The sequence below is a fragment of the Solwaraspora sp. WMMB762 genome, assembly GCF_049179115.1.
In the GTDB taxonomy this organism is placed as follows: domain Bacteria; phylum Actinomycetota; class Actinomycetes; order Mycobacteriales; family Micromonosporaceae; genus Micromonospora_E.
Genome location: NZ_JBMHMD010000001.1, coordinates 4,255,184 through 4,277,238, shown reverse-complemented (window position 1 = coordinate 4,277,238; position 22,055 = coordinate 4,255,184). Strand labels below are relative to the sequence as shown.

General features: G+C 69.3%; 22 protein-coding genes. 8 read left to right on the top strand and 14 right to left on the bottom strand.

Going from position 1 to position 22,055, the window contains the following annotated elements:
* Positions 1–125: 125 nt before the first annotated feature.
* From ACN27J_RS19035 to ACN27J_RS19025, 3 genes are all read right to left on the bottom strand, one after another.
* On the bottom strand, positions 126–1,577 hold the full coding sequence (locus ACN27J_RS19035; protein ID WP_421368077.1) for an ATP-binding protein: 1,452 nt from the start codon (positions 1,575–1,577) through the stop codon (positions 126–128).
* The gene (locus ACN27J_RS19030) at positions 1,574–2,266 is read right to left on the bottom strand and encodes a response regulator transcription factor (protein ID WP_421368074.1); all 693 of its coding nucleotides are present in this window, start codon (positions 2,264–2,266) and stop codon (positions 1,574–1,576) included. The genes ACN27J_RS19035 and ACN27J_RS19030 overlap by 4 nt, the downstream gene beginning before the upstream one ends.
* A 119-nt stretch (positions 2,267–2,385) precedes the next feature.
* Positions 2,386–2,748: a darcynin family protein gene (locus tag ACN27J_RS19025; RefSeq protein ID WP_421368072.1), complete on the bottom strand. Its 363-nt coding sequence runs from the start codon at positions 2,746–2,748 to the stop codon at positions 2,386–2,388.
* A 40-nt stretch (positions 2,749–2,788) separates the two neighbouring features.
* On the opposite strand from ACN27J_RS19025, the gene ACN27J_RS19020 reads away from it, so the two are divergent.
* Entirely contained in the window at positions 2,789–3,418 is a 630-nt protein-coding gene (locus ACN27J_RS19020; protein WP_421368070.1) for a TetR/AcrR family transcriptional regulator, read from the top strand.
* Positions 3,419–3,868: 450 nt separating this feature from the next.
* On the opposite strand, the gene ACN27J_RS19015 is transcribed toward ACN27J_RS19020, so the two are convergent.
* On the bottom strand, positions 3,869–4,282 hold the full coding sequence (locus ACN27J_RS19015; RefSeq protein ID WP_421368067.1) for a type II toxin-antitoxin system Phd/YefM family antitoxin: 414 nt from the start codon (positions 4,280–4,282) through the stop codon (positions 3,869–3,871).
* 125 nt (positions 4,283–4,407) lie between these two features.
* On the opposite strand from ACN27J_RS19015, the gene smpB reads away from it, so the two are divergent.
* Positions 4,408–4,902: an SsrA-binding protein SmpB gene (smpB, locus tag ACN27J_RS19010; protein WP_421368065.1), complete on the top strand. Its 495-nt coding sequence runs from the start codon at positions 4,408–4,410 to the stop codon at positions 4,900–4,902.
* A gap of 159 nt (positions 4,903–5,061) precedes the next feature.
* On the opposite strand, the gene ACN27J_RS19005 is transcribed toward smpB, so the two are convergent.
* From ACN27J_RS19005 to ACN27J_RS18995, 3 genes are read right to left on the bottom strand one after another with little or no spacing between them, the layout of a single operon-like run.
* On the bottom strand, positions 5,062–5,976 hold the full coding sequence (locus ACN27J_RS19005; protein WP_421368061.1) for an NADP-dependent oxidoreductase: 915 nt from the start codon (positions 5,974–5,976) through the stop codon (positions 5,062–5,064).
* Positions 5,973–6,434 carry a cupin domain-containing protein gene (locus tag ACN27J_RS19000; protein ID WP_421368059.1) on the bottom strand — a complete coding sequence of 154 codons (462 nt, stop codon included), beginning with the start codon at positions 6,432–6,434 and terminating at the stop codon, positions 5,973–5,975. Before ACN27J_RS19000 ends, ACN27J_RS19005 begins: the two co-directional genes overlap by 4 nt.
* A 14-nt stretch (positions 6,435–6,448) precedes the next feature.
* On the bottom strand, positions 6,449–7,402 hold the full coding sequence (locus ACN27J_RS18995; RefSeq protein ID WP_421368056.1) for a helix-turn-helix domain-containing protein: 954 nt from the start codon (positions 7,400–7,402) through the stop codon (positions 6,449–6,451).
* Between the two features lie 971 nt (positions 7,403–8,373).
* Between ACN27J_RS18995 and ACN27J_RS18990 the strand changes: the two genes are divergently transcribed.
* The 3 genes from ACN27J_RS18990 (at position 8,374) to ACN27J_RS18980 (ending at position 10,502) form a co-directional block, all read left to right on the top strand.
* The gene (locus tag ACN27J_RS18990; protein ID WP_278172223.1) at positions 8,374–8,655 is read left to right on the top strand and encodes a hypothetical protein; all 282 of its coding nucleotides are present in this window, start codon (positions 8,374–8,376) and stop codon (positions 8,653–8,655) included.
* Positions 8,652–9,008, top strand: coding sequence for a CopG family ribbon-helix-helix protein (locus ACN27J_RS18985; RefSeq protein WP_421368053.1), 357 nt, complete (start codon positions 8,652–8,654; stop codon positions 9,006–9,008). Before ACN27J_RS18990 ends, ACN27J_RS18985 begins: the two co-directional genes overlap by 4 nt.
* Before the next feature lie 243 nt (positions 9,009–9,251).
* Entirely contained in the window at positions 9,252–10,502 is a 1,251-nt protein-coding gene (locus ACN27J_RS18980) for a hypothetical protein (protein ID WP_421368050.1), read from the top strand.
* Between the two features lie 179 nt (positions 10,503–10,681).
* Here ACN27J_RS18980 and ACN27J_RS18975 read toward each other — a convergent pair whose 3' ends face one another.
* Positions 10,682–12,562, bottom strand: coding sequence for a hypothetical protein (locus ACN27J_RS18975; protein ID WP_421368047.1), 1,881 nt, complete (start codon positions 12,560–12,562; stop codon positions 10,682–10,684).
* Between the two features lie 471 nt (positions 12,563–13,033).
* On the opposite strand from ACN27J_RS18975, the gene ACN27J_RS18970 reads away from it, so the two are divergent.
* Positions 13,034–13,375: a hypothetical protein gene (locus ACN27J_RS18970; protein WP_421368044.1), complete on the top strand. Its 342-nt coding sequence runs from the start codon at positions 13,034–13,036 to the stop codon at positions 13,373–13,375.
* A 47-nt stretch (positions 13,376–13,422) separates the two neighbouring features.
* On the opposite strand, the gene ACN27J_RS18965 is transcribed toward ACN27J_RS18970, so the two are convergent.
* The 6 genes from ACN27J_RS18965 to ACN27J_RS18940 all read right to left on the bottom strand — a co-directional run bounded on the left by ACN27J_RS18965 (position 13,423) and on the right by ACN27J_RS18940 (position 19,754).
* On the bottom strand, positions 13,423–15,009 hold the full coding sequence (locus ACN27J_RS18965) for a hypothetical protein (protein WP_421368041.1): 1,587 nt from the start codon (positions 15,007–15,009) through the stop codon (positions 13,423–13,425).
* Positions 15,006–15,794 carry a hypothetical protein gene (locus ACN27J_RS18960; RefSeq protein ID WP_421368038.1) on the bottom strand — a complete coding sequence of 263 codons (789 nt, stop codon included), beginning with the start codon at positions 15,792–15,794 and terminating at the stop codon, positions 15,006–15,008. Before ACN27J_RS18960 ends, ACN27J_RS18965 begins: the two co-directional genes overlap by 4 nt.
* A gap of 288 nt (positions 15,795–16,082) precedes the next feature.
* The gene (locus ACN27J_RS18955) at positions 16,083–16,670 is read right to left on the bottom strand and encodes a hypothetical protein (protein WP_421368035.1); all 588 of its coding nucleotides are present in this window, start codon (positions 16,668–16,670) and stop codon (positions 16,083–16,085) included.
* 535 nt (positions 16,671–17,205) lie between these two features.
* The gene (locus tag ACN27J_RS18950; protein WP_421368032.1) at positions 17,206–17,643 is read right to left on the bottom strand and encodes a DoxX family protein; all 438 of its coding nucleotides are present in this window, start codon (positions 17,641–17,643) and stop codon (positions 17,206–17,208) included.
* A 75-nt stretch (positions 17,644–17,718) separates the two neighbouring features.
* Complete coding sequence (locus ACN27J_RS18945; protein ID WP_421368029.1) at positions 17,719–18,954, bottom strand: 4-hydroxybenzoate 3-monooxygenase; 1,236 nt, start codon at positions 18,952–18,954, stop codon at positions 17,719–17,721.
* Positions 18,951–19,754 (bottom strand): arylamine N-acetyltransferase family protein, encoded by an 804-nt coding sequence (locus tag ACN27J_RS18940; protein ID WP_421368026.1) that lies wholly within the window; start codon positions 19,752–19,754, stop codon positions 18,951–18,953. Before ACN27J_RS18940 ends, ACN27J_RS18945 begins: the two co-directional genes overlap by 4 nt.
* Before the next feature lie 85 nt (positions 19,755–19,839).
* On the opposite strand from ACN27J_RS18940, the gene ACN27J_RS18935 reads away from it, so the two are divergent.
* Positions 19,840–20,652: a 2-amino-3,7-dideoxy-D-threo-hept-6-ulosonate synthase gene (locus ACN27J_RS18935; RefSeq protein WP_421368023.1), complete on the top strand. Its 813-nt coding sequence runs from the start codon at positions 19,840–19,842 to the stop codon at positions 20,650–20,652.
* A 67-nt stretch (positions 20,653–20,719) separates the two neighbouring features.
* Positions 20,720–21,877 carry a 3-dehydroquinate synthase II family protein gene (locus ACN27J_RS18930; protein WP_421368020.1) on the top strand — a complete coding sequence of 386 codons (1,158 nt, stop codon included), beginning with the start codon at positions 20,720–20,722 and terminating at the stop codon, positions 21,875–21,877.
* Positions 21,878–22,055 lie beyond the last annotated feature (178 nt).

The window sequence follows — 22,055 nt, the reverse complement described above, 5'->3', positions numbered from 1 at the left end:
GGGTAGCTGGTGATCCGCTGGTGCTCGCTCTCCTTCGGCGGCAGCGGGTGTTCCTGATGGCGCTTTGCGTCGACTACAACATCTTCCTGGCCAGCCGGGCCGCCCGCGAGGAGACAGCGGGCGGGTCAACGTAGCGCGGTGTCCTCCCCGGCGGCGAGCCGCGCGATCGGGGCGGGCGGGGCTGCGGCCGGAAGGTCGACCCGAAGTAGCGCGCCACCGCGTGCGGAGCGGGCGACGGTGGCCCGGCCGCCGTGGGCGTCGACGACCCGCTGCACGATCGACAGCCCCAGACCGGATCCCGGCAACGCCCGGGCGCTGTCGGCACGGTAGAACCGGTCGAACACCCGCGGTACGTCGGCGGCGTCGATGCCCGGCCCGGCGTCATCGACTTCGAGCACCGCCGACGCGCCCTCGGCCCGGAGCCGGACCTGGACCGGCTGGTCCGCAGGGGACCACTTGCCAGCGTTGTCGATGAGGTTGATCACCGCCCGCTGGAGCGCAGCAGGACGGCCGCTCACCCACACGGAGGTCACGTCGAGCGCGACCTCGACGTCGGGCATACGGGAACGCGCCCGGGTCGCGGCGGCCACCACCACGTCGGCGAGGTCGAGCGGCTCGGTGCTCTCGTCGCTGACGTCGCCGCGCGCCAGGTCGGTCAACTCGGCGGCGAGGGTGCTCAACTCGGCCATCTGGGCGCCGAGATCGTTGAGTAGCCGGGTCCGGTTCTCCGCCGGCAGTGCACTGTCGAGGGTGCCGCGCCGATCGAGCCGGATCAGCAGCTCGACGTTGAGGCGCAGGCTGGTGAGCGGGGTCTTGAGCTCGTGGGCGGCGTCCTCGGCGAGCAGCCGTTGGGCCTGCCTGGAGTCCCGGAGCGCGGCGAGCATGTCGTTGATCGACTGGATCAGCCGCCGGATCTCCCCACCGCCTTCATCCGGAATGTGGGCGTCGAGATCCTGGGTGTGCGCGACACGTTCCGCGGCGGCGGTCAGCCGGTCGATCGGTGCCAACCCGGTCCGCGCCACGGCCCGCCCGACAAGGGCGCCGCCGACCACGCAGAGCAGTCCGATCAGCAGCATACCGAACCCGAACTGGTTGACCGGGCTGTCGTCGACGACGCGGGCCACCTGGACCGCGCCGTCGCCCGCCCGCAGCGTGTAGACGAGGTAGCCGTCCTCGTCGCTGTCATCCGACTCCATCAGGTCGGCCAGGCCGCCCTGCGCCACGAGCCCGGCGTGCTCGCTGACCGGGGGCAGCGCGGGTTGGCCGGCCGGCGTCCGGGTCGACCCGTCGGGCAGGATGACCCGCACCAGCTGACCGGATCCGGGGTACGGCGGTAGCGGGACCTGCGCCAGACCGGCGAGCTCCGCGTTCGTCGCCACGACGCGGGCGTCGGAGCGTAGCTGATTCTCGGCGGTGTCCCGCAGCTGCCAGTCCAGCAGTTCACTGGCTACCTGGAAGGCCATGAACACGCTGACGGCGATGGCCGTCGCCGCGATCACCGTCAGCCTGGTCCGCAGGGACCGCTGGCGCCACCATCGGGTCAGCCGACGCGGTTCCCGGGCCGCGTGCCTGATCACGGAGGAGTCTCCCGCAACGTGTATCCCAGGCCGCGCAGCGTGTAGATCAATCGTGGCTCACCCTCGGCCTCCATCTTGCGGCGCAGGTAGCTCACATATACCTGGAGGTTGTTGGCGGTGGCGCTCATGTCGAAGCCCCAGATCGCCTCGAACAGCGCTTCGCGGGTCAACACTCGGGTCGCGTTGCGCACAAGTACCTGTAGGAGGGAGAACTCGGTCCGGGTCAGGCGCAGCGCCCGCCCGCCACGCCACGCCACGAACCTGTCGGGATCGAGCCGGACGTCGGCGAACGACAGAACCTGCGACTCCCCGTCGATCGGCGTACGCCTGCGCAACAGAGCCCGCACCCGGGCCAGCAACTCCTCGGTGGCGAACGGCTTGGGCAGATAGTCGTCGGCACCCGCGTCCAGCCCCGCGACCCGGTCGGAGACCTGATCCCGAGCGGTCAACATCAGCACCGGCAGATCCCGACCCGCCGCCCGCAACCGCCGGCAGGTCTCCAACCCGCCGAGGCGGGGCATCATCACGTCGAGGATGAGCAGATCCAGCGTCTCACCGCCGGCCCCACCGACCCCGTCGAGCACGGCAAGACCGTTGGCGACCGTGCTGGTGTCGTAACCCTCGACCCGGAGCACCCGCTCCAGCGATTCACGGATAGCCACGTCATCATCCGCAATCATGATCCGCACGCCCGCCCCCCTACCAGCCGATGCTTTCGCCGCTCATTGTCCCCGACCAACCTGAGACCAGGATTAGCGAGTCGCTGGGCACCGCTCGTGCTGCACGGCGGCGTTGTTCACCAGGATGCTCAGCCCACCGGGTAAGTCCATCGGGTCACGTCCCGGTACCCCTCGACGAGGCCCGGCAGGATCCGCTCGACCCGGAAGTACGGCACCGTGAACATCGGCGTGTCGCGCATCCGCTCCCACAGCCGGTTCCAGCTCAGCAAATCGGGTGTCTGCGCGAGCAGAACATCGCTGCAGCTGGCCGTGAAGGACTCCACGTCGAGCCAGTGAACATCGACCTCCGGCGCCGACGCGAGTACCGGGTGGACCGCGCGCTCCACAGCGGACTCACGCGTGGAATGGTCAAGAGCCAGCCAAGCCGGCAGTGCCGTCAGCTCGACGACGACTACCCATCGAGCGGTTCTTGTAGCAAGTGCTTCAGGCATGCTGGAGACAATAACTGTAGCGAGTGGTACAGTCAAACCCGTGGCCCGACCTGCCGATGCCGCCAAGCGCGCCGAACTGCTGCGCCAGACCTTCGACTACCTCGTCGAACACGGTCTCGCCGACCTGTCCCTGCGACCGCTCGCGGCGGCGCTGGGCACCAGCTCGCGCATGCTCGTGCACTACTTCGGGACCAAGGAGCAACTCGTCACGCAGGCGCTGGCCGCCGTGCGCCCGGACATCGAGGCGCTGATGGATTCGGCGGGCGAAGGCGCAGAGTCGTTGACTGCGCTCGCCCGCATGGTCTGGCAGGACATGTGCGGCGGCGAGCAGGAGCCACGGGTGCGGCTGCTGCTCGAGGTGATGGGCCTGGCGATGACCCAACCAGACCAGTACGGCGCTCTGGCCGCCGACGCCATCCACGCATGGGTCAAACCGGTGGCCCACGCCCTGCGACGGGCCGGCCTCAGCACCGCCCAGGCCCAGGCCCGCGCCACCGCCCTGGTCAGCGGGCTGCGCGGGATCGCCCATGACCGGTACCTCACCGGTGACCGTGCCCGCACCGACGCCGCGGCCGAGCAGATCATCGCTTTGGTCGTACCCCGCCGGCCAGGTAGTTCCGCCGGACCGGCCACTGGTCATGAGGATTCACCTCACCGTGACCCGACGTAAGCGCTCGTCAATGTTGCCGCGCAGGCCCAGTCGACGCAGCCACCCCTCGTCGTCCTGCGCTGCCAGGCAGGGCACCGCGCACGTTGCGCCGGGTCGGCTCTTTCCGGATAAAGTTGCTACTTGAGGCATAGGCCAACAGGCAGGCAACACGGTTGACGCCTCTCGGGGTGGGTCTGCGGCCAGGGTGACGGGAGCGGACGTCGGGAAGGGGGACTGCTGGCGGTCGTGGGAAAGTGCGATTACCTCGTCAGCGACGCCCTGCACCAGGAAATCGCTCAGGCGATGCCTCGTGTTCCGGTTGGTCAGCAACGCCTCCACTGCTGGAACCCGGCGTCGCGCCGCTGGATCCGAGACTCAACGCCACGACCCTGCGGCTCGGGTCCGATAATGGGGGTGGCCGCATTTTCTCCATAGGAGAGACCGGCCCGCCCAGCGACCCCGCCAGCGCGTTCATCGCCGCAGCAGGTCCATGTGCGCGGCCCGCAGTCGCGCCAGCGCCGGGTCGCTGGCCGACGGGATCCGCCGGTCAAGCTCGGCCCAGACCTCCGCGAGGGCGTCGGTCAGCACCCGCAGGTTGTTGGCGTGCTGGCGGGCGCTGCGCTGTCGCGTCTGCTCCAACCGGTGCGCCCAGCCAGCGGTGACTTCGGCGATCCGCCCCGCATCGGCGCGTGCCTGCGCGACGCTGCGCGCGGCGGCCGCCGGCACGATGGCGGCGACGGGGCGGGCGTCGCGGTCGTGCTCGATCACTGTGACGGTGTCGGTCAACTCGGCGAGTGCGACGAGTTGGGCCAGCCGGGTGCGGGCCTCACGCAACGACAGGGTCTGTGGCCGGACGTGCTCCGGATCCAGGGCGGGGGCAGCCATGGGGTCATGGTGCCCGCCGGGTACGACATTCGATGCGTACCTGGGTCCGGATTCTTGCGTCGAGCCTGCTTCATACCGCGCCCCGATACCCTTGTGGGGAGGCGCCGCAGCGAGGTGATGTTTCCATGGGTAGGTCCGGCGAGAGCGGTCACCTGCTGGTGGCCACCAACAAGAGGGCGCGGCACGATTACCAGATCCTGCGCACCTACGAGGCGGGGATAGTCCTAGTCGGCACCGAGGTGAAGTCGCTGCGGGCCGGTCGGGTGTCGCTGGTGGACGCATTCGCGCAGCAAGGGGGCCGCGAAATCATGCTGCACGGGCTGCACATCGCCGAGTACGGCTTCGGGAGTTGGACGAACCACCAGCCCCGGCGTACCCGGAAGCTGCTCCTGCGTCGGGTGGAGATCGATCGGATCCTGGAACGCCTCCGGGAAGGCGGCCTGACGCTCGTACCGCTGTCGCTGTACTTCGAGAACGGTTGGGCGAAGGTCGAACTCGGCCTCGCGAAGGGCCGGCGCAGTTTCGACAAGCGGCAAACCATCGCCGAACGGGAGGCGGAGCGGGAGATCGCCCGGGAGTTCAGCCGTCGACTCAAGGGCAGGCCCCGCCACCAGGGCTGACCAACCACGCCGACCGCAGCCAGTGAATATGTCGGTACTCGCCCCAAGCCTCTCGACCTCGGCCGGCCGGCCACGTATCAAGGCTGGTGCCTGCAACGACCGCCTTCCGGTAGCGCGCCCCACCACCTCAGGCCCGGACTGCAAGTAGCTCGGTCCGGTTCAGCTTCCGGCCATGGTGATGACCAGTTTGCCGCCCTTCGGGCGTTGATTGCGCTCCAGCTCGGTCAGGGCGGGAATCGCCTCGGCCAACGGGACCGTACGGACGATGGGCAGGCGCAGGGTCCGGGCCACCTCCTCCAAATGGGCGGTCACCAGCCGGCCTGTCATGACCCGGAACGGGCCGGGCAGGACGCTTCTGATCATCTTGGCCGGGGTCGGGACGATGTCGACGATGGTTCCGCCGGGCTTCAGCAACGATCGGGCCACGGCGTAGGAAAGCATGCCGGGCGTGTCGAAGACGAGATCGAACCGATTGGCGAGGGCGGCCGGATCGAAGCCGAAACCCACGACCGGTTCGACGCCCAGCTCGCGGGCCTCGTCGGTCGCGGTGTCGCGGCAGCTGCCGGCGACTGAGGCTCCCCGCGCCCGGATGAACTGGACGGCGGACCGACCCACCCCGCCCAGGCAGCCGTTGACGAAGACCGCCTGCCCGGGACGGACCTCCGCGACGGCCTGGTAGGCGGTCAGGCCCACGGTCGGCAGCACGGCGGCCCGCTCGTACGAAAGGTCCACCGGTTTGAGCACGACCGCCTTCTCCGGGACCGTCACCATCTCGGCGAACGCCCCCGCCTGCCGGAAACGAGCCCCGCCGAGTACCGCGTCGCCGACCTTCAAACGGGTGACGCCGGCGCCGACCGCCTCGACGACCCCGGCGAAGTCGTGCCCCATCGCCCGGGGAAAAGAGTGACCGGTCAACAGCTTCATCTCGCCGTTGCGCATCTTCCAGTCCACCGCGTTGGAAGCCGCCGCCCGGACGCGAACGAGAACCTCATCCCGCCCGGGGCGCGCTGGCTCGAACTCCGCGAGCCGCATCACCTCCGGACCGCCGTAGCGGTCGTACTGAAGGCGCTTCACGAGGCGTACTCGTCCGAGATCTCGGTGGCGTAGTTCTCCCACAGCGGTTTCATGGTCTCGGCGTTGACCGGCCGCCCGGAATCGATCATGGCCTTGAAGTCGCGGAAGTACTGCACGTACAGATCCGGCGTGAACGTGTTCAGCATGACCGCGTTCTCGTCGCCGACGTTGGCGAACGTGTGCGGCGCTCCGGTCGGCACGATGACCCAGGTGCCCGGTCCGGCGTCGTACTGGTCCTCGCCGACGGTGAACCGGAACGTTCCCGCCAGCACGTAGAAGCCCTCGTCGTGCTGGGCGTGGCGGTGCTGCAACGGGCTCGGGGTGCCCGGCGCAATGGTGACCTCGGCGAACCCCAGCCGGTGGTCGGTGTGCTCGCCGTTTTCCAGGATGCGGATCTGCTGCGCCCCGCTGCCGAGGATCTCGCCCTCGCCGGGGCGGACGATGTTTACCTTCGCCACGACTTTCTCCATTGCTATCGACTGCCTTGGTGACCACCATCCTGTTCCGGGCCGGCCGTGCCCGTCCTGGTCGTGCGTGCACGGTTGTTGGTTACCAGTGCGCGGGCGTTGTAGCCGTACGTCGTCTTGAAGAGCTTGCTGAAATGGGTGGGATCGGAGAATCCCCACCGGGCGGCCACAGCGGTGACCGTACGTCCGCTCCCGGTCAGCTCGGCCCGGCAGCGCTCCAGGCGGCGACGGCGGATCAGGGCCGCGACGGTGAGCGGCTGGTCCTCGAACAGCCTGTGCAGCCGGCGTACGGAGATGTGGTGGGCGGCGGCGATGCCGGGCGGGGACAGATCGGGATCGGCCAGCCGGGCCTCGATGTAGCCGGCGATCCGGTCCCGCAGCCGCTCGTCCGAGGCCGGTTGTTCGTCGCCCAGCCGGGCCTCCAGTGCGACCGCGATCAGCTCGATGACGGCCGCCGCCGACCGCAGCGCCTCCGCCTCGCGGAACTCGGTCGCCGACCGGACGGATTCGCGGGCCAACACGGAGACGAGAGCACCCGGACCGTGACTGCCGTCGATGCGTACGCCAATGAGCCGGTCGATCTGCGTGGGCCGAATCCGAAGCTCCCGGCGCGGAACCAGGATGGTGACGTGCGCCGAGGCGGTGCTCTCAAACCGGAGCGTACGCGTGGGATCGAGCAGCACCAGGTCGGCCGGCCCGAGTTCGGCGTGGCCGCGCCCCTGCTCGATCCGCGTCTGGCCCCGGGTCATCACCTTGATCGCCAGGTGCTCGCCGTCGGAGGCGTCGCGCTTCCGCCCGATGCAGGCGCTCTCGGGCGTGTCGAGGGAGACCAGTCGCAGCGGCCCGAGGTCTCGGGTGGCGATCCGGCCCCGGAAGTCGGCCCCGGCCAGCTTGTTGACCAGCGGCGGAAACCCGCTGGCGGCCAGCTCGCCCTGGAATTTCTCAAGGTTGCCGATCACCGGTCAACGATAACGGCGACACTTCCGCTCGGACACGGTGTTCGGCTGGGGTCACAGTGGCGCAGGTCTTGTGAACGAACTCGGCGGCTCGTGGAAGCCGCGAAATCCGGCTGGGTCCTGGTGTGTCCGTGCTGGTTCCCCGACGTTCGCGCACCCATGGAGCACCAGGCTCGCCGCTGCTGGTAGCCGGCTCGCCGCTGCGCCCCAACATTCGGACCCAGCGGCAGGGAAGCCGCGCCATGGTCAAAAACCGGGCTGTACGTGACCACTCACGGCCGGACCGGGCCGGGACGTGAGGGATGCTCGTCGTACGAGCACCCACCGAGCACCCAGCCGACCACAAGGGATGGAAAAGCGAAGGGGCCTGACTGCCGTTTCGGCAGGTCAGACCCCTGTTGATCTTGCGCGCCCGAAGGGACTCGAACCCCTAACCTTCTGATCCGTAGTCCGAAGTAGACAACCAAAAATATCCTATTTCGACTCTAGTCCCGGAGCGGTCCGACGGCAACCAGCTCAGTCCGGCCCGATCCTGGTGTGTCCGCCCAGGTCCCGGCCATGCGGGGACTCGTCATCGACATGTGTGAACGAACTCGGTGGTCCGTGGAAGCAGCGAACTCCGGCTGGGTCCCGGTGCGTCCGTGTCGGTTCCCCGGCGTCCGAGCACCTATGGAGCACCGCGTTCGCCGCTGGTGGCCGATGTCTGGTTCGACCGCCGGGACTGCGCCCACCCTTGCCGCCTCATCGGGGGTCGTCCTTCCCGGTCTTCCTTGTGACTGTTGGGCAGGTGCGCGGCGACGGTCCTCTCGGCGGGGTGTCGCGGGGCGGTTGACCGTGTCTCGCCGGGTCCGGTGGTATGCGGGTGGGGGAATCGGTAGGGGTGGTAGTCGTGTGGGGTGTTCCTCGCATGCACGAGTGGGGCGTCGTCGCCTGTCCGGCCGACAGCTCGTATTACGATGTGTTACGGTCGGTGGGTGGGGGAACGCGAGTATGTGTGGACCGACGAGGGCCTGGCCAATGCTCGTCGGAACGACGTCGGTGTCGGTGAGGCGACCGAGGCGTTGTATGCCCCGTCGGGTCTGCGTCATGAGCGGGTGGTCGGGGACCTGCTGCTTATCGTCATGGGGTTGGCCGACAGCGGCCGGGTGATCGCCGTGTTGTGTGACCGGATCGGTGGCACGGGGACGTACAAGATCATGGGGGTTCGTGCCTTGGGCGGCGCGGACCTGGATGAGTGGAGGAGGCGGGTCCTGTGAGTGAGCCGGATTTCGACCGGATGAGCAAGGATGAGGTCATCACCTGGTTTCAGAACACCGACAGCCTGGCGTCGGTGATCAGGTCGATGACCGCGGTGCCGGCGACCGGTGGCGTACCGGAGGCGCCGATGATGCTGGTGAGTATCCGGCTGCCCGTGGCGCTCGTCGAGCAGCTCGACCGTATCGCCGGGGAGTCGGCGACCCGCCGGTCCGACGTCATCCGCGACGCCCTGACCGGGTACGTGGCGGCCCGCACCGCGCCGGTCGGCCAGCACGAGGCCGAGCAGGCCCTCGATGTGCTCCGCCGCATCGTCACCGCGCACACCGGCGAGGGCCGTGCCGACGCGGCCTGACCGCATCGGCGGGAAACGGGCAGACAAAGACGATCGACGCACCTCGGGGTGGGCGTGCGGTCAGGTAACGGGGACGGACGTCGGGAAGGGGATTGCTGGCGGTCTGGCGTGATCGGACTCGGCACCGATATCTGAAACTCCGGCGGGCATGGTCCCTGCGGTGGGGAACACCTTGATGCGGTCCGGTGTCTGTGCCGCCGGGCTGCGACGAGAAGGGAGCCATGCTGGTGGGTGGTGGCGGGTATGCCTGAGCGGACTGGGATGTTGCGGGGTGTGGACTGGGTTTCGCTTGTGGACGCCTACGGTGCGGCCGGGGATGTTCCGGGGTTGTTGCACATGCTGTGGTCGGGCGATGCGGCGGTCCGCCGTGGGGCGTACCGGGCGTTGGCGGGGCGTCTGGTGCATCAGGGTTCGCGGTACGAGGCGAGTGCTGTCGCGGCGGGGTTTCTGATCGATGTCGTGGCCGATTGTGCGGCGCCTGACCGGTTTGCCGCCTGCCAGGTGCTGCGGATGATCGCGATCGGCGACGAGAGTTATTGGTTGACGGAGTTGCCGGACATTGCTGCGGTTCGGCGTGAGGTGGCCCGGCAGGCGACGCTGACGCTGGCGGAGCTGGAACATGAGCAGAGGATGTGGGTGGCTGCGGCCGGCGACGAGGATGAGCGGCGGGGCCGGGAGTCGGCTGCCCGCTACCGGGATGTGGTGGCCGATCGGTGTGCGGCGCGGTGGGACCTGGAGGCGTACGACGCGGTCCGGTCGGGTGTCGCGGTGTATGTGGCGGCGTTGGGGTCGCCGGATCCGGCGGTGCGGTTGCATACGGCGCATCTGTTGGCCTGGTTTCCTGAGGAGCGTGACCTGGTCGTTCCCGCGTTGACGCGCGTGATCGACGAGGATCCGGACCCGGTGGTGGCGGCGACGGCCTGCGTATCCGCCGGTCTGTGTGGTGCGACGGAGGCGGATGCGGGGCTGGTGGAGGCGTTGTCGCGGCGGCTGGCCGGCCCGAACCGTGCGGAGCGGTGGTCGGCGGTGCTGGGGTTGGCCCGGCTGACCGGTCGGCCGTCGCGGGAGCTCATCGAGGAGCTGTACGTCTGTCTTCTGGACGCTACCGAGCCGGTGCCGGACTGGCCTTTCCTGGACGGGGACATGTCGGGGCTGGCGGCGCTGACCCTGGCGCGGCTGGATTCTGACACGGCTGCAGATGGGGTCGAGATCCTGGCATGGCGGCTGGCCGGCACGGTGTCCGGCGCTGACCGGTTCACGCTGGTGGGCGCGTTGCTGGACGCGGCGTTCCCGGACTACGACGCCTCGGGGCGGGGCGGCGATGTTGGGGTGACGGGGTCCGCCCGGATCGTCGAGGCCCAGCGGGCGGCGGTTCGTGCGTTGGTGGACAACGCGGTCTGGGAGGACGGGCCGATGGTGGCGATGCTGCTCGGCCGGTACGGTCTGCCGTCCGCGCCGGAGCTGCTGCGGAGTTGGTCGGCCGGGGACCGTTAGCACCACCTCGGCGGCGGGGGTCGCCCGATATGCGTCGTGGCGGGTCCGGCGACCCCGGAAGCTCGGCAGCCCACCGGCTTCAGGAGGACAGCGAGCCGTGCGAGACTGCGGTCGGGTTCTATGACGAGGCTTAAGGTCGGACGCGACTCGGGTTGTCGATGCGGTGACCCGGGCCAGCGTCACCCGGCTGCGATCTGGCGCAGCGCGACGGCGGTGACGCGCTGGAACTCGTCGTCGCGGGCGATGCTGTCCCACTGGCCGGGCTCGACCAGGCGTCGGTCACCGGCCAGGGTGAGGCGTAGCACAGGTAGCGCGTCGGCGGCCGGTGGCCCGATCTGGCCGAGGGTGCCGATGGCGCGGATCGTCGGTGGCCAGACCTGGCCGTGGCCGGTTACCTGGCGTACGACGTCGATGAGCGGGGCGATGGAGTCTGAGGGGTCGCCGGTGATCCGCCACAGCGCCGTCGCTGCGGCGGCTGTGAGCCACGGGTGGTCGGCGCCGTGCAAGAGGGTACGGACACGGTCGGCGTACCGGCGGGCCGGCGTTCCCAGTTCGGCGAGGAAGTCCAGGGCCGGTGCCTCGCGGTACCGGTCGGCGAGTAGCGGCAGGAACAGGTCGAGCGCGGGCTGGGCGTCTCCGGTCAGCCGCCAGTACGCCCTGACCGCCATCTGTCTGGCCGAGGCGGGCAGCTGCCCGTCAGAGATCAGGGACCGGATCCGGGCTGTGGGAAGCGCCAGCTGGTCTGGAGGACCGGTTTCCGCCAGGGCGTGCAGTGCCCAGACCGCTGCGTCACTGTCGAGCAGGTCGAGCAGGTCCTCGATCGCCGGGGCGGAGATGTGGCCCCACGCGGCGAGGACCCGGGTGAAGGTTCGTCGTTCGTCAAGCGTCGTCGCCGCTCGCAGGCGCGCCCTGACCGCGGGTAGGAGCCGCGCCGCGTGCTGGGGCACACCGCTCAGCACGTCCAGGATGCCCGGTGGCCGGGTCCACCAGCCGCCTCCGTGGTGGCTGTTGAGCGCGTACCCGAGTCGGGGGCTCGTCAGCCGGTCCAGCAGCGGTGCTATGCACCTGGGATCGCCCAGCCGGGTCAGCGCGAGAACGGCGAGATCAGCGGCTGGCAGGTAGGCGTCCGCACTGGCCTCGGCCAACTGGTCGGCCCAGGCGGCGGCCCGGGTTCCGCAGGCGGCCAGAAGGTATGCGGACATGGCCCGGTTCTCGGCTTCCTGGTCGGTCAACCGTTCGGCGACCAGCGGCAGCAGCACGGCGGTGGGTGAGCGCCAGCGGCTGGTGATCTCCGCCGCCGCGCGCAGCGCACCGGACCGGTAGGCGGCGTCAGGATGTGCGAGCAGCCCGGCTGCCAGCAGCGTCCGACCGTTCGGGTCGGCGCCCCACTGACCGTCGATCCAACTGATCATCGCGGCAGGGTGGTCGGTGCCGCACCACGCCTGGCCCCAAGGGCGGAGGTCCGCGCCGCGCAGTGCGGTGAGGGCCTGCTCGGCGAGCGGAGCGTCGCCGCTCCGCACGCTGGCGCGGCTCAGGGCTACCACGGCTGCCAGTCGCTGCGTGTGGTCAGGCCCGATGCGTTTTCCGGCCAACCATTGTCGCGCCTCGGCGTGCTCTGCGTCGGCGCGACCGCGCAGGAGTTGACCTGCGGTGGCGAGGAGACCGATTCTGACCGCGGCGTCGTCCTCGACCTCCCACCGCCGGCGGACCGCCTGCAAGACCACATCGGCGCCGACGACCGTCTGCGCCAACGGAAAGCCGACTTGTCGGCGTACCTGCGGGTCGCCGTCGTCGAGCAGCGCGACCAGCCGGACCAGGTCCCGCGCCCAGGCGGCGGGCCACGCCGCGTCGACAAACCGTGGCTTCGCCCTACGCGCGGCCCGAGCCAGATCGCCGACCAGCTCAACCACCGCCACCCGGGCGGCTGTCCCGCGATCAGCGGCGAGTGTGACCAGGAACGGAAGCGCCGCTGACGCGGCCGGGTACACGCATCCGCCCTGGTGGTAAATCCGCGTGTTCAGCTCGTGGACCGCCGCGTGGCTCTCGCGGGGATCCGCCACTGCCCTCACCAGCTGTGGCACGTCACCCGCTGGCCCGTACGCGTGATTCAACGAGTCCCAGGCCACGGTGTCGAGTCCCGGAAGTCCGGCCGTCTCATCACGACGGCCGTCGGTCACGTCCCCGTCCATCCCGAACTTCCCTACCACCAGCTCGCAGGGGAAGGAAACTTGCGGACCCGTCCCCTCACGGCACGCTGGAATCGAACCGTGGATCGAGGCTACCGCCTCGCTACCGGATTCCCGCTCCACCACGACCACCCCGGCGGATCGATACATCTCCGGGCACCAGTCAGCAGCGACAGACGGGACGGTCCGCGTTCACGCGCCTGCGGCACCGTCCTCGGTCGGGTGGTCCGCGTCTTCGTAGAACGTCGTCCGTGGAGTAAACCGTCGCCGGTCGGCGGCGGTCGGCGGTTTCGGTAGAACGGTGGGAACGGGCGCGTCGCGCCTCCAAGGTTGAGGAGAACCATCATGAACCTCAAGACCGAGCGTGTGGGCCGTGCCGGGGTGCGACCTGTGCGGCGAGTCGGGTCGCTGCTCGCCGCCGTGGCGATGGGTACGGTGATCGGCGCGGCCGGCCTCGCCGGCCCGGCCCTCGCGGTCGATCCCACTCAGTGCAGCAAGGGTCTGAACACCGCGACCACGGCGTGGGGCACCTGCACCGGCGGCGGTGACTGGCGGGTCGTGACCTGGTGCTACCTGACGGGCTCGACCAACTCGGGCTGGTGGAGCTGGCCGAGCGGGACGCACACGCAGTACTCGTCCTGCCCGTCGTGGAGCCACGTCACCAAAGTGATCATCGAGGCCCGCTGACTTGCGGCGCGGTGGCGGCACCGCTCGGAGCGGCCACCGCGCCACCGTCAGGCGCCATGGCGGTCGGCGAGGTCCTGGGCGACGACGACAGCGAGTCGACTCACGGCGCGGACGTCTGACTCCAGGACCTCTTCGGCGCGAGCGCGGTAGCCCTCGATGTAGGCGTCAACCGGTATCGAGCCGCTGGCCAACGTGGCACCGGCCAGCCTGGCGGCCTCGGGGTCGTCGGTCAGCGTGATGGCGATCCGGTGGGCTTCCGCAGCCGTCAGGGCCGGTGCCGTCGCCTGCAGGGCGGTGACCGCGCGGTTCCGGTGGAGCAGGACCGGCGGCACCTCGACGCGTTCGTCGCCAGCGTCGTCGGGGGTGAAGCGGCTCTTGGCCTCGACCGTGGGGCAGCGGTCGAACGCGGCCCAGATCTGCGCCTGTCGCTGGACCGGCCACTCGTGGATCTGCTGGTCGAGTGCGCGGATCAGGTGGCGGTCGGAGCGGTGGACGAAGCTGTCGAGCAACCGGCGCAGGGTGGGGTTCATCGCCCCACCCGGGTCGCGGGAGATCCACACCCGCAGGTTGTCGCGCAGCCGGTCCACCCCGGCCGACAGTTCGCCATACCAGGGGCTTTCGGTGGCGGTCCGGTACCAGCCCTTCTCGTAGGGATCGATGTGGGCCGCGATGCGGCGAGCCAGGCGGCTGACCGCGAAGACGTTGAACGCGAGGACCCCTTCGCGGAAGGCCGGATCGGTGAACTCCTCGCCGATGAGTACCGGGTTCAGGCCCTCGTACGGTTCGTCGGTCCGTCTGGCCCGCCGCAGCCGGGGCCGCCCCGTGGGGTCCATGGCGGTCGGGCTGAGCTGGCTGCCCTGCAGCAGTTCCTCGACGGCGACGATCGCCTCGTGGTGGGCGAAGGTCAACGACAGATCACGCGGCAGGGCGCCCCGCAGAGCCCGACCACCGGCGGCTGGTCCGGCACCAGCGTCAAAGACGTGACCACGCTTGGTCCCCGGGTGCGGATCGTCGGGTGCCGCCGAGTAGAAGACGTAATGGCCGGTGAAGGACACGTCGGGGTACGCCGCGGCCAGCATTTCCTGGATGCTGCCCTTGTAACCGGTGTCCACGATGACCACCGGCCCGTGGGCCGACTCCAGGCGCAGGTCGCTGGCCTGCAGGTACTCGTGCAGCTCGCGCCACGCTACGCCGCCGGGCACGCCAGGCCGGCGCTTGCGGAACGTCTCGATCGCCGCGAACGACCGCCCCTGCCGCTCCAGGTCGGCCAGTGCCTCGTCCATGATGGTGCGGGTGAGGTAGAGGCTGCGGCAGAAGCCGGTGCTGAACTGCGGGTCGATCGCGCTGACCACGTACCCGAGGCTGAACGAGTCGCGCCCGGCGAAGACGACCCGGGTTCGCGGGTCCCGGTCCACAAGATCCCGCAGATGAGGCAGGATGTCGATGGCGGCCTTGACCATCAACGGTGCCAGCAGGTCGCGGCCAACGTCGAACGTCGCCGAGATGATCTCAAACTTGGTGCGGGTGTCGATGCCGAAAGCGCCGAAGAACACGCCGAGATACAGCGGTCGCAGCTCGAATCGCGAGATGTCGACGGTCAGCAGCGGATCGAACAGCGAGTCGGGATTCGTCACAGCTGGCTCAGCAGCACGACGCGAGCCAGCAACACGGTGCCCACGAAAGCGAGCACCAGGTGAACGGACACCCAGATATGGTGTAGCCGCAGTCGGTACACCAGCGGATAGCGGGCAGCATGCTCGGTACGGGACCGGGTCCACGTGGTTTCGATGCGCAGGTGCGGCCGGAGCTGGTCGAGCTGCTGACGGAGCTGGTGCGCTTCGTTCATGTGCATCTGGTGCCGTTCGTAGTACTTGTGACTGCTCACCGCCCCTACGAGCGCGAGCACCACGACGGTGAGGGCCAGTGGCGCCTGTACCAGGACGGGCCGCACGCCGACGCTGGCGACGCCCGCAGCGGCGCAGATCAACGTGATCGTGATGCTGAGGACCGCGCGATGGTTCTCACTCTGGCGCGCCTGATCCCGCTGCTCCTGCCACAGCCGCAGCAGGATGACCACGTCGTCGGCGGACTCCGCTGGTGCCGTGTGCGTCTGCGGTTCGACGGACGCGGTGCCGGCGCTCGCCCGATGCTCGCGGATCGCCTCCCGCGCGCGTTCCCACTTCGGTAGCCACTCCAACGGGTCGCCGCCGCATGCCTCGACGAACGCCTTGACGGTGTCCCAGCTGGATAGGTGGTCACCGCCAGCCGCTTCAGCTAACGCGGTACGCGATCGGCCGGTCCGCCGTGCCATCAGCAAGTACTTCGGTGACCCTGCCTTCTCCCGCAGGAACCGCAACTCCTGAGCGAACTCGGCGATCGGACTGTCATCGGCGCGCAGCCGCCGCTCAGGACGAGACATGCATCAATGGACGAGCGACCGTCATATCGCGCAGTATAGTCGCGGAGGTCGATCTCTGCGGAGTTCGAGACCGCGTGCCGCCGACGGATCTCAGCCCAGTCTTCCAATGCGATCACCCCTCCAGCCTCGGAGGCGTCAGTCCCAGTCCGCCGCTAGAGGGTCAGTCTCAGCGCGTCGTCGACACCCCGGTCTTCCTGCGTTGCGACCATCCCAGCCACGATCTACCACACCAGCTGCCCGCCCGATTCAGCTACGTGCTGTCGGAAGACGCAAGGTGTGAGTACCAGCCTAACCGACCCGCACCGACTGCAGGTCGGCGTCGGTGGACAGGGTGAGTTTCGTGAGAAATGAGGTTTGGTCATGGCGACGTCGGGTGTGATCTTCAAGCGGTGCGGGTGTCGGGACGCCAGTGGCCGGCGGCTGGAACGGCGCTGCCCGCGTTTGGGTGATCGTAGCCATGGCAGCTGGTACTTCCACTGCTGCGCCAGCAACGTGCTCGGCCGGTCCGAACGCGTCCGCCGAGGCGGCTACCCGTCCCAGGCGGCGGCACGCCGGGCACGGGACGAGTGGCTGGCCGCGACCCAGGAGCAGCGCACCGCCAACGGCTGGACCGTCGAACGGTGGTTGCGGCATCGGCTCGACCAGAACATCCGGATCCGAGCAACCACCCGGCTGCACTACACCCGCGATGTCGAACGGGTCCTGATCCCGCACCTCGGCCCGTACCGCCTCGCCGACCTCGACGCCCGACTGCTGCGCACCGTGTTCGACCAGATCGCCCAGATCACCAACACCAGAGGGCTGCCACAGTCCGCGTCGGCGATGCGGCACCTGCGCACCACCCTGCGCGCGGCGCTCAACCTCGCCGTCAGGCACGGGCTGATCGAGGGCAACTGCTGCTCGACATGCACACCCGCCGACCGATCGATGTACTGCCGACCGCACCGCCGACAGGCTCGGCGCGCGCCCCGGAGTCGAGGTCATCTGCCGGGATCGTGGGGGCAAGTCTCAGCGCGTCGTCGACAGTCTTGTTCCGGACGGCGGAGTGCAGCAGTCGCCTTGCATTATCCTGCTGCTGGGATCCCGCTGGCCAGCACGAGGCCGAGTAGGCCCTCGACGTGCTCCGCCCCGTCGTCACCGCGCGCCGGCGAGGGGCACGCCGACGAGGCCTGACCGCATCGGCGGCAACGGTCAGACAACACGATCGACGCACCCCGGGATAGGCGTGCCGCCGCTCGGCCCATCGTCGCGGATGTCCTGTCGGTTGACTGTCTGCGGGAGCATCCGCCGCTCGTCTTCTTTGGCCGCACGTTCGCACTGTCTGCGACCTTCGGCTGTGACCAGTGAGGTTTCACCCGCCGACCACTGTGACACCGAGCCGGGCTCGCCTCCAGCTGGACAAGACGTGTGGTCATTGGGCCTGCGTGGGCCCCGCCGTAGCTGCGGCGGTCCGGCGCGGGCCCAGCCGTGCGTCGATCGACCACGGGCCGGCTCCGAGGGCGGCTATGGCAAGGAAGGTCCAGGCGTAAAGGGCTGCGGACACGCCGCCATTGTTGATGGGCAGCAGGTTGTTCGGTTGGTGAGCGATGAAGTACGCGTACGCCATCGATCCGGAGCACAGGATCGCGGCTGGGCGGGTGGCCAGTCCGAGCAGGACCAGCATGCCGCAGACCAACTGAATGAGTCCAGCCCACCAGTTGGGCCAGCTGCCGAGCGCGACGGCCTCGCCGCTGCCCCGGTGCCCGCCGAAGAGGCCGAGCACGGTGGCCGCGCCATGACAGGCGAAGAGGAATCCGACCACGGCCCGGAAGAGTGACCACACCGGACCGGAGAACTTACCAGAAGACATCGGTCCCCCATCTCGTAATTCAGTTAGGTAAGCCTAACCTAACAAGCGAGCGGGTGGCTGTGACGTTCCCAACGACTAGGCATTTCCCTGCCATCGCCACGGCGTGGGGAAGGGTGTGCCGACGTACAGGCGCCCAAGGGCGCGCCGCGCATCAGGGTTCGCTACTAGCTCGTCCAGCTGCGCACATCGGATCCGCCAGGCGTGCGGATCGTCGTCGCGGGTGTGCAGCAGGTCGGTCATGCCGGTCGAGAACATCTGGGCCTGCCACACCCGGCGCAGCGCCCGGTCGCTGTAGCTGTCCAGTTCACCGGAGCCGGCCCCGGCGAAGAACGCTCCGAGCGCGTAGGAGAGCACAGTGGCGTCCGACACGGCGAGGTTGAGCCCTTTGGCGCCGGTCGGAGGCATGATGTGGGCCGCGTCTCCGACAAGGAAAAGCCTGCCCACCTGCATGGGCTCGGTGACCAGACTGCGTACGGCGATCAGTGTCCGGTCGATGATCTCGCCGGTGGCCAGCGGCGGGTGATCGTCGCTGGCGCTGCGCAGCCGTAGCTCGGCCCAGACACGCTCGTCGGGCCAGTCCCGCAGCGCCGTGCCAGCGGGCACCTGCAGATACTGCCGGGTCAGCTCGGCGCCTCTCGAACTGTGCAGGCTCATCCCCCGACTGCTCACGCAGTACATGCCCTCGGTCGGATCCGGCGCGGTGCGGGCGAGGACGCCGAGCCAACCGAAGGGGTAGCTACGGGAGTGGGTCCGTACGGCGGCTTCCACGGCGAGGGCGTGGGCACGGCCGATGCCGTGGAAGCCGTCGCAGGCGGCGATGGTGACTGCCCGGACCCGCACCGGCCCTGCGGGGCCGATGGCCTGGACGGTTGCCGCCCGGCTGCTGGTTCCGGTGGTCAGCGGCATGTCGTGTCCGTCGATCGCCACCACGGCGGTGTCGAACAGAATCGGCTGTCCAGCCTGATCGGCGGCGTCGACGAGATCGGTGACGAGGTGGTGCTGCGGGTAGAGCATGGCGGCACCGCCACCGAAGGACCGGAAGTCGAAGTGGTGAGTACGGCGTCGATGTCGCAGGTGGAATCCGGCATGCTCGTGGCCTTCCCGGCTCATCCGGGCGTCGACGCCGAGCTCGTGCATGGTGTCACGGGTCGGCTGTTCCACGATCCCGGCGCGCTGCGCGGTGCACAGCTGGTGCCGGCTCTGCCGCTCCACGACGACCGACTCGATGCCCTGTACCGCCAGCATCCGGGCGAGGGCCAGACCGGCGGGTCCGGCGCCGATCACGGCGACCTGCGTGTCGATGCTCTTCATCGTGTCGCCTGCGGCCGGATCGGATCGTCGTCGAGCGGTGCATAGCGGATGAGTTCGCCGGGCAGCGGTTCCGGTAGCCGGAAGACGTCGAAGGCAACCCGCGCGGCCTCCGCCGGCGACAGTGGGGTGCGGGGCCCGCCGGTGGTGTACAGGCTGAAAGCCACCGGCCGGCCTCGGCCGGAAAGGGTCGTCACCGTCGTGCCCACGGTCTTCGACACGACAAGCGCCGAGACGAGTCGGGATCCCGGGTTGGTGCTGTGCCACCACGCCATTGCTTCGAACTCGGACAACGCGCGCGGGCGGGGATCGACGTCGTAGGCGGCGCCGCTGGCGGTGGCCAGCCGGGTCGGGCCCTCCGGTAGGGGCACGACCAGGCCCTCGCCGCCGAACCCGACATCGGCGATCCACGGCGTCGCGTCGACGACGGCGACGCAGGCCGCGTGCCCGAGCGGCAGGCTTTTCGACCCGGGTGGCGGTACGGTCGTCCCGGCGACCAGCCAGGTGCGGACCCCGAGACTGGCCAGCAGCGCCGCGAAGCAGCCGTTGAGTTCGTAACAGATGCCGCCGCCGGCGCGGGTGATCAGCGCGTCGTACATCCGGGCGGGATCGACCGACGCGACCTCGCCGCGGTGGATTCGACTGTTGTCGAACGGCACGGCGGCCAGGTGCCCGGCGACGAGCCGGCGTAGCGACGCCTCGTCCAGCGGCCGTACGTCGTCGACGGTCATGCCGAGCCGGGCGAGGTACTCATCGCGTTGGGCCGTCGCCAGTGGGCGGACCGTGTCCACATCGTTGCGCAAAGTCAGACTATGAAACGTCACCCGAGTAGGTTAGCCTGCCCTAACCAACATCTGACAATAGGTTCGGAGCTTTCGAGGAGACGTTGTGACCGCTTCTGGTGGAGCCGTCCTCCTGCGGCCTTACGGCAAAGCGCTACGTCTGGCGAGGTTGACCGCGCGGCACAAGGGGCGGCATCTGTTCGTGCCGCTGGACCATTCGTTGACCACCGGGTCGATCGCCGGAGGGCGGCCGTACGCGGGCCTGGTGCAGGACCTGATCGTGGCCGGTGCCGACGCCATCATTGTCCACAAGGGGCGGATTAGGTCGATCGAGCCGGGGGCGTTCGTCGGAGCAGGCCTCGTCGTACACCTGTCCGCCGGGACGATGCACTACGCCGACCCGAACTCGAAGGTTCTCGTCGGCTCGGTCGAGGAAGCGGCCCGCTGGGGTGCTGACGGGGTCAGCGTGCACGTCAACGTCGGATCGGCCACTGAGCCCGCCCAACTCCGCGATCTGGGCCTGGTGGCCGGCGAGTGTGACCGGCTCGGCATGCCGTTGGTGGCGATGATGTACGCCCGGGGCGAAAGCCTCGCCGCCACCGCCTCCCAGCCACGGACGCTGGCCCACCTCGCCTGCATTGCCGCCGACCTCGGTGCCGATGTGGTCAAGCTGCCGTACCCGGGCAGTCGGGCGGCGATGCGCGAGGTCGTCGAGATGTCGCCGCTGCCGGTGTACGTCGCGGGCGGGGATCCGCTCGGCGGTCTGGAGCGGACCGTCGAACTGGCGCGCGACATCCTCGGCGCCGGCGCGGCCGGACTGAGCTTCGGCCGCTGCATCTTCGACGCCCACGATCCGATGGCGGTCACGTCGGCGGTGGCGGCGGTCGCGGCCGGTGTCAGCCAGGACGCGCTGGCGTGATCCTGGCCTGCGGCCAGTCTGCTGGGCCAGCCCGCCTGATTTCGAGACAACGAGGAGTTCTCCCAAGATGGATACCACGATCGTCACCGACCTGGTCGTCACGGCCCCGGCCGCCGAACCGGTCGGCAACCGGGGCGGTCGGCGCTTCGCCTGGATAGATCTGCGTACGGTGCCGGCCGACATCGTCGACGCGGTCGTTGACGCCGCGATCCACCAGCGGGTCGACGGCATCGTCTCCGACTCGGTCGGGCAACTCGCTGGCCTGCCGCCGACGGTGCGGCGGATCCTCGTCACGAACGAGGCCGCGCCGGAGGCACCCGCCGACGCGGTCGACCTCGTGGTACGGGAGCTCGCCGAGCCGGCACCGGCCGTGGCGGACGGCGACGGCGTACATGTCGTGGTCTCCGACGCAGCGAGCCTCACCCGCGCCTGCGAACTCGCCGGTCGGACACCGTGGACCGTGTTGACCTTCACAGATCCGACGAAGATCCCGCTGGAGATCGTGATCGCCGCCGCCGGGCAGTCCGCCGGCCGCATCGTCACCATGGTGGACGACATCAGCGACGCGGAGGTGGTCCGGCTGGTGCTGGAACACGGCTCCGACGGGTTGCTGTTGCGTCCGCGTGACGTCGACGATGTCGCGAAGGTGCAACAGATCGTCACGCCATCCGTTCCGGCGATCGACCTGGTCACCCTGGTCGTCGACCGGATCGAGCACATCGGCCTGGGCGACCGCGCCTGCATCGACACCTGTTCGCTGCTGGAGACCGACGAAGGGTGCCTGATCGGCTCGTTCGCGACCGGGTTCTTCCTGTCCTGCTCCGAGACACATCCACTGCCGTACATGCCGACCCGTCCGTTCCGCTGGAACGCCGGCGCGGTGCACTCGTACGTTCTGACGCCCGGGAACCGCACGAAGTACGTGTCGGAGCTGGTGGCGGGTGGTCCGATCCTGGCTGTCCGCTCCGACGGTCAGGCGCGGGAGGTCCGGATCGGTCGGGTCAAGATCGAGCGGCGACCGCTGCTGTCGATCACGGCGGTCACCCCTGACGGCGACACGGTGAACGTGGTGACGCAGGACGACTGGCACGTCCGGCTGCTGGGGCCCGGCGGGGTGGTGCACAACGTGACCGAGTTGCGTGCCGGGGACCGTCTGCTCGGCCACGTGCCCTCGGCGTCCCGGCACGTGGGTCTGCCCATCGAGGAATTCTGCGTCGAACGCTGACGTCCGGGTGTGCCTGCTTGTCTCGAACATCAGGCAGGCGGCGGGCTGGTCCGGGACCGGTCACGTGAGCTGGATAACCGGGGTCTCGGGCTATTGCCTGTTCTCCGAATCGTACTAAGGTAAGCCTTGCCTTTGTCTGACGTTTGGCCCGCTATGGGTCAGGAAACGAACGGAGCAC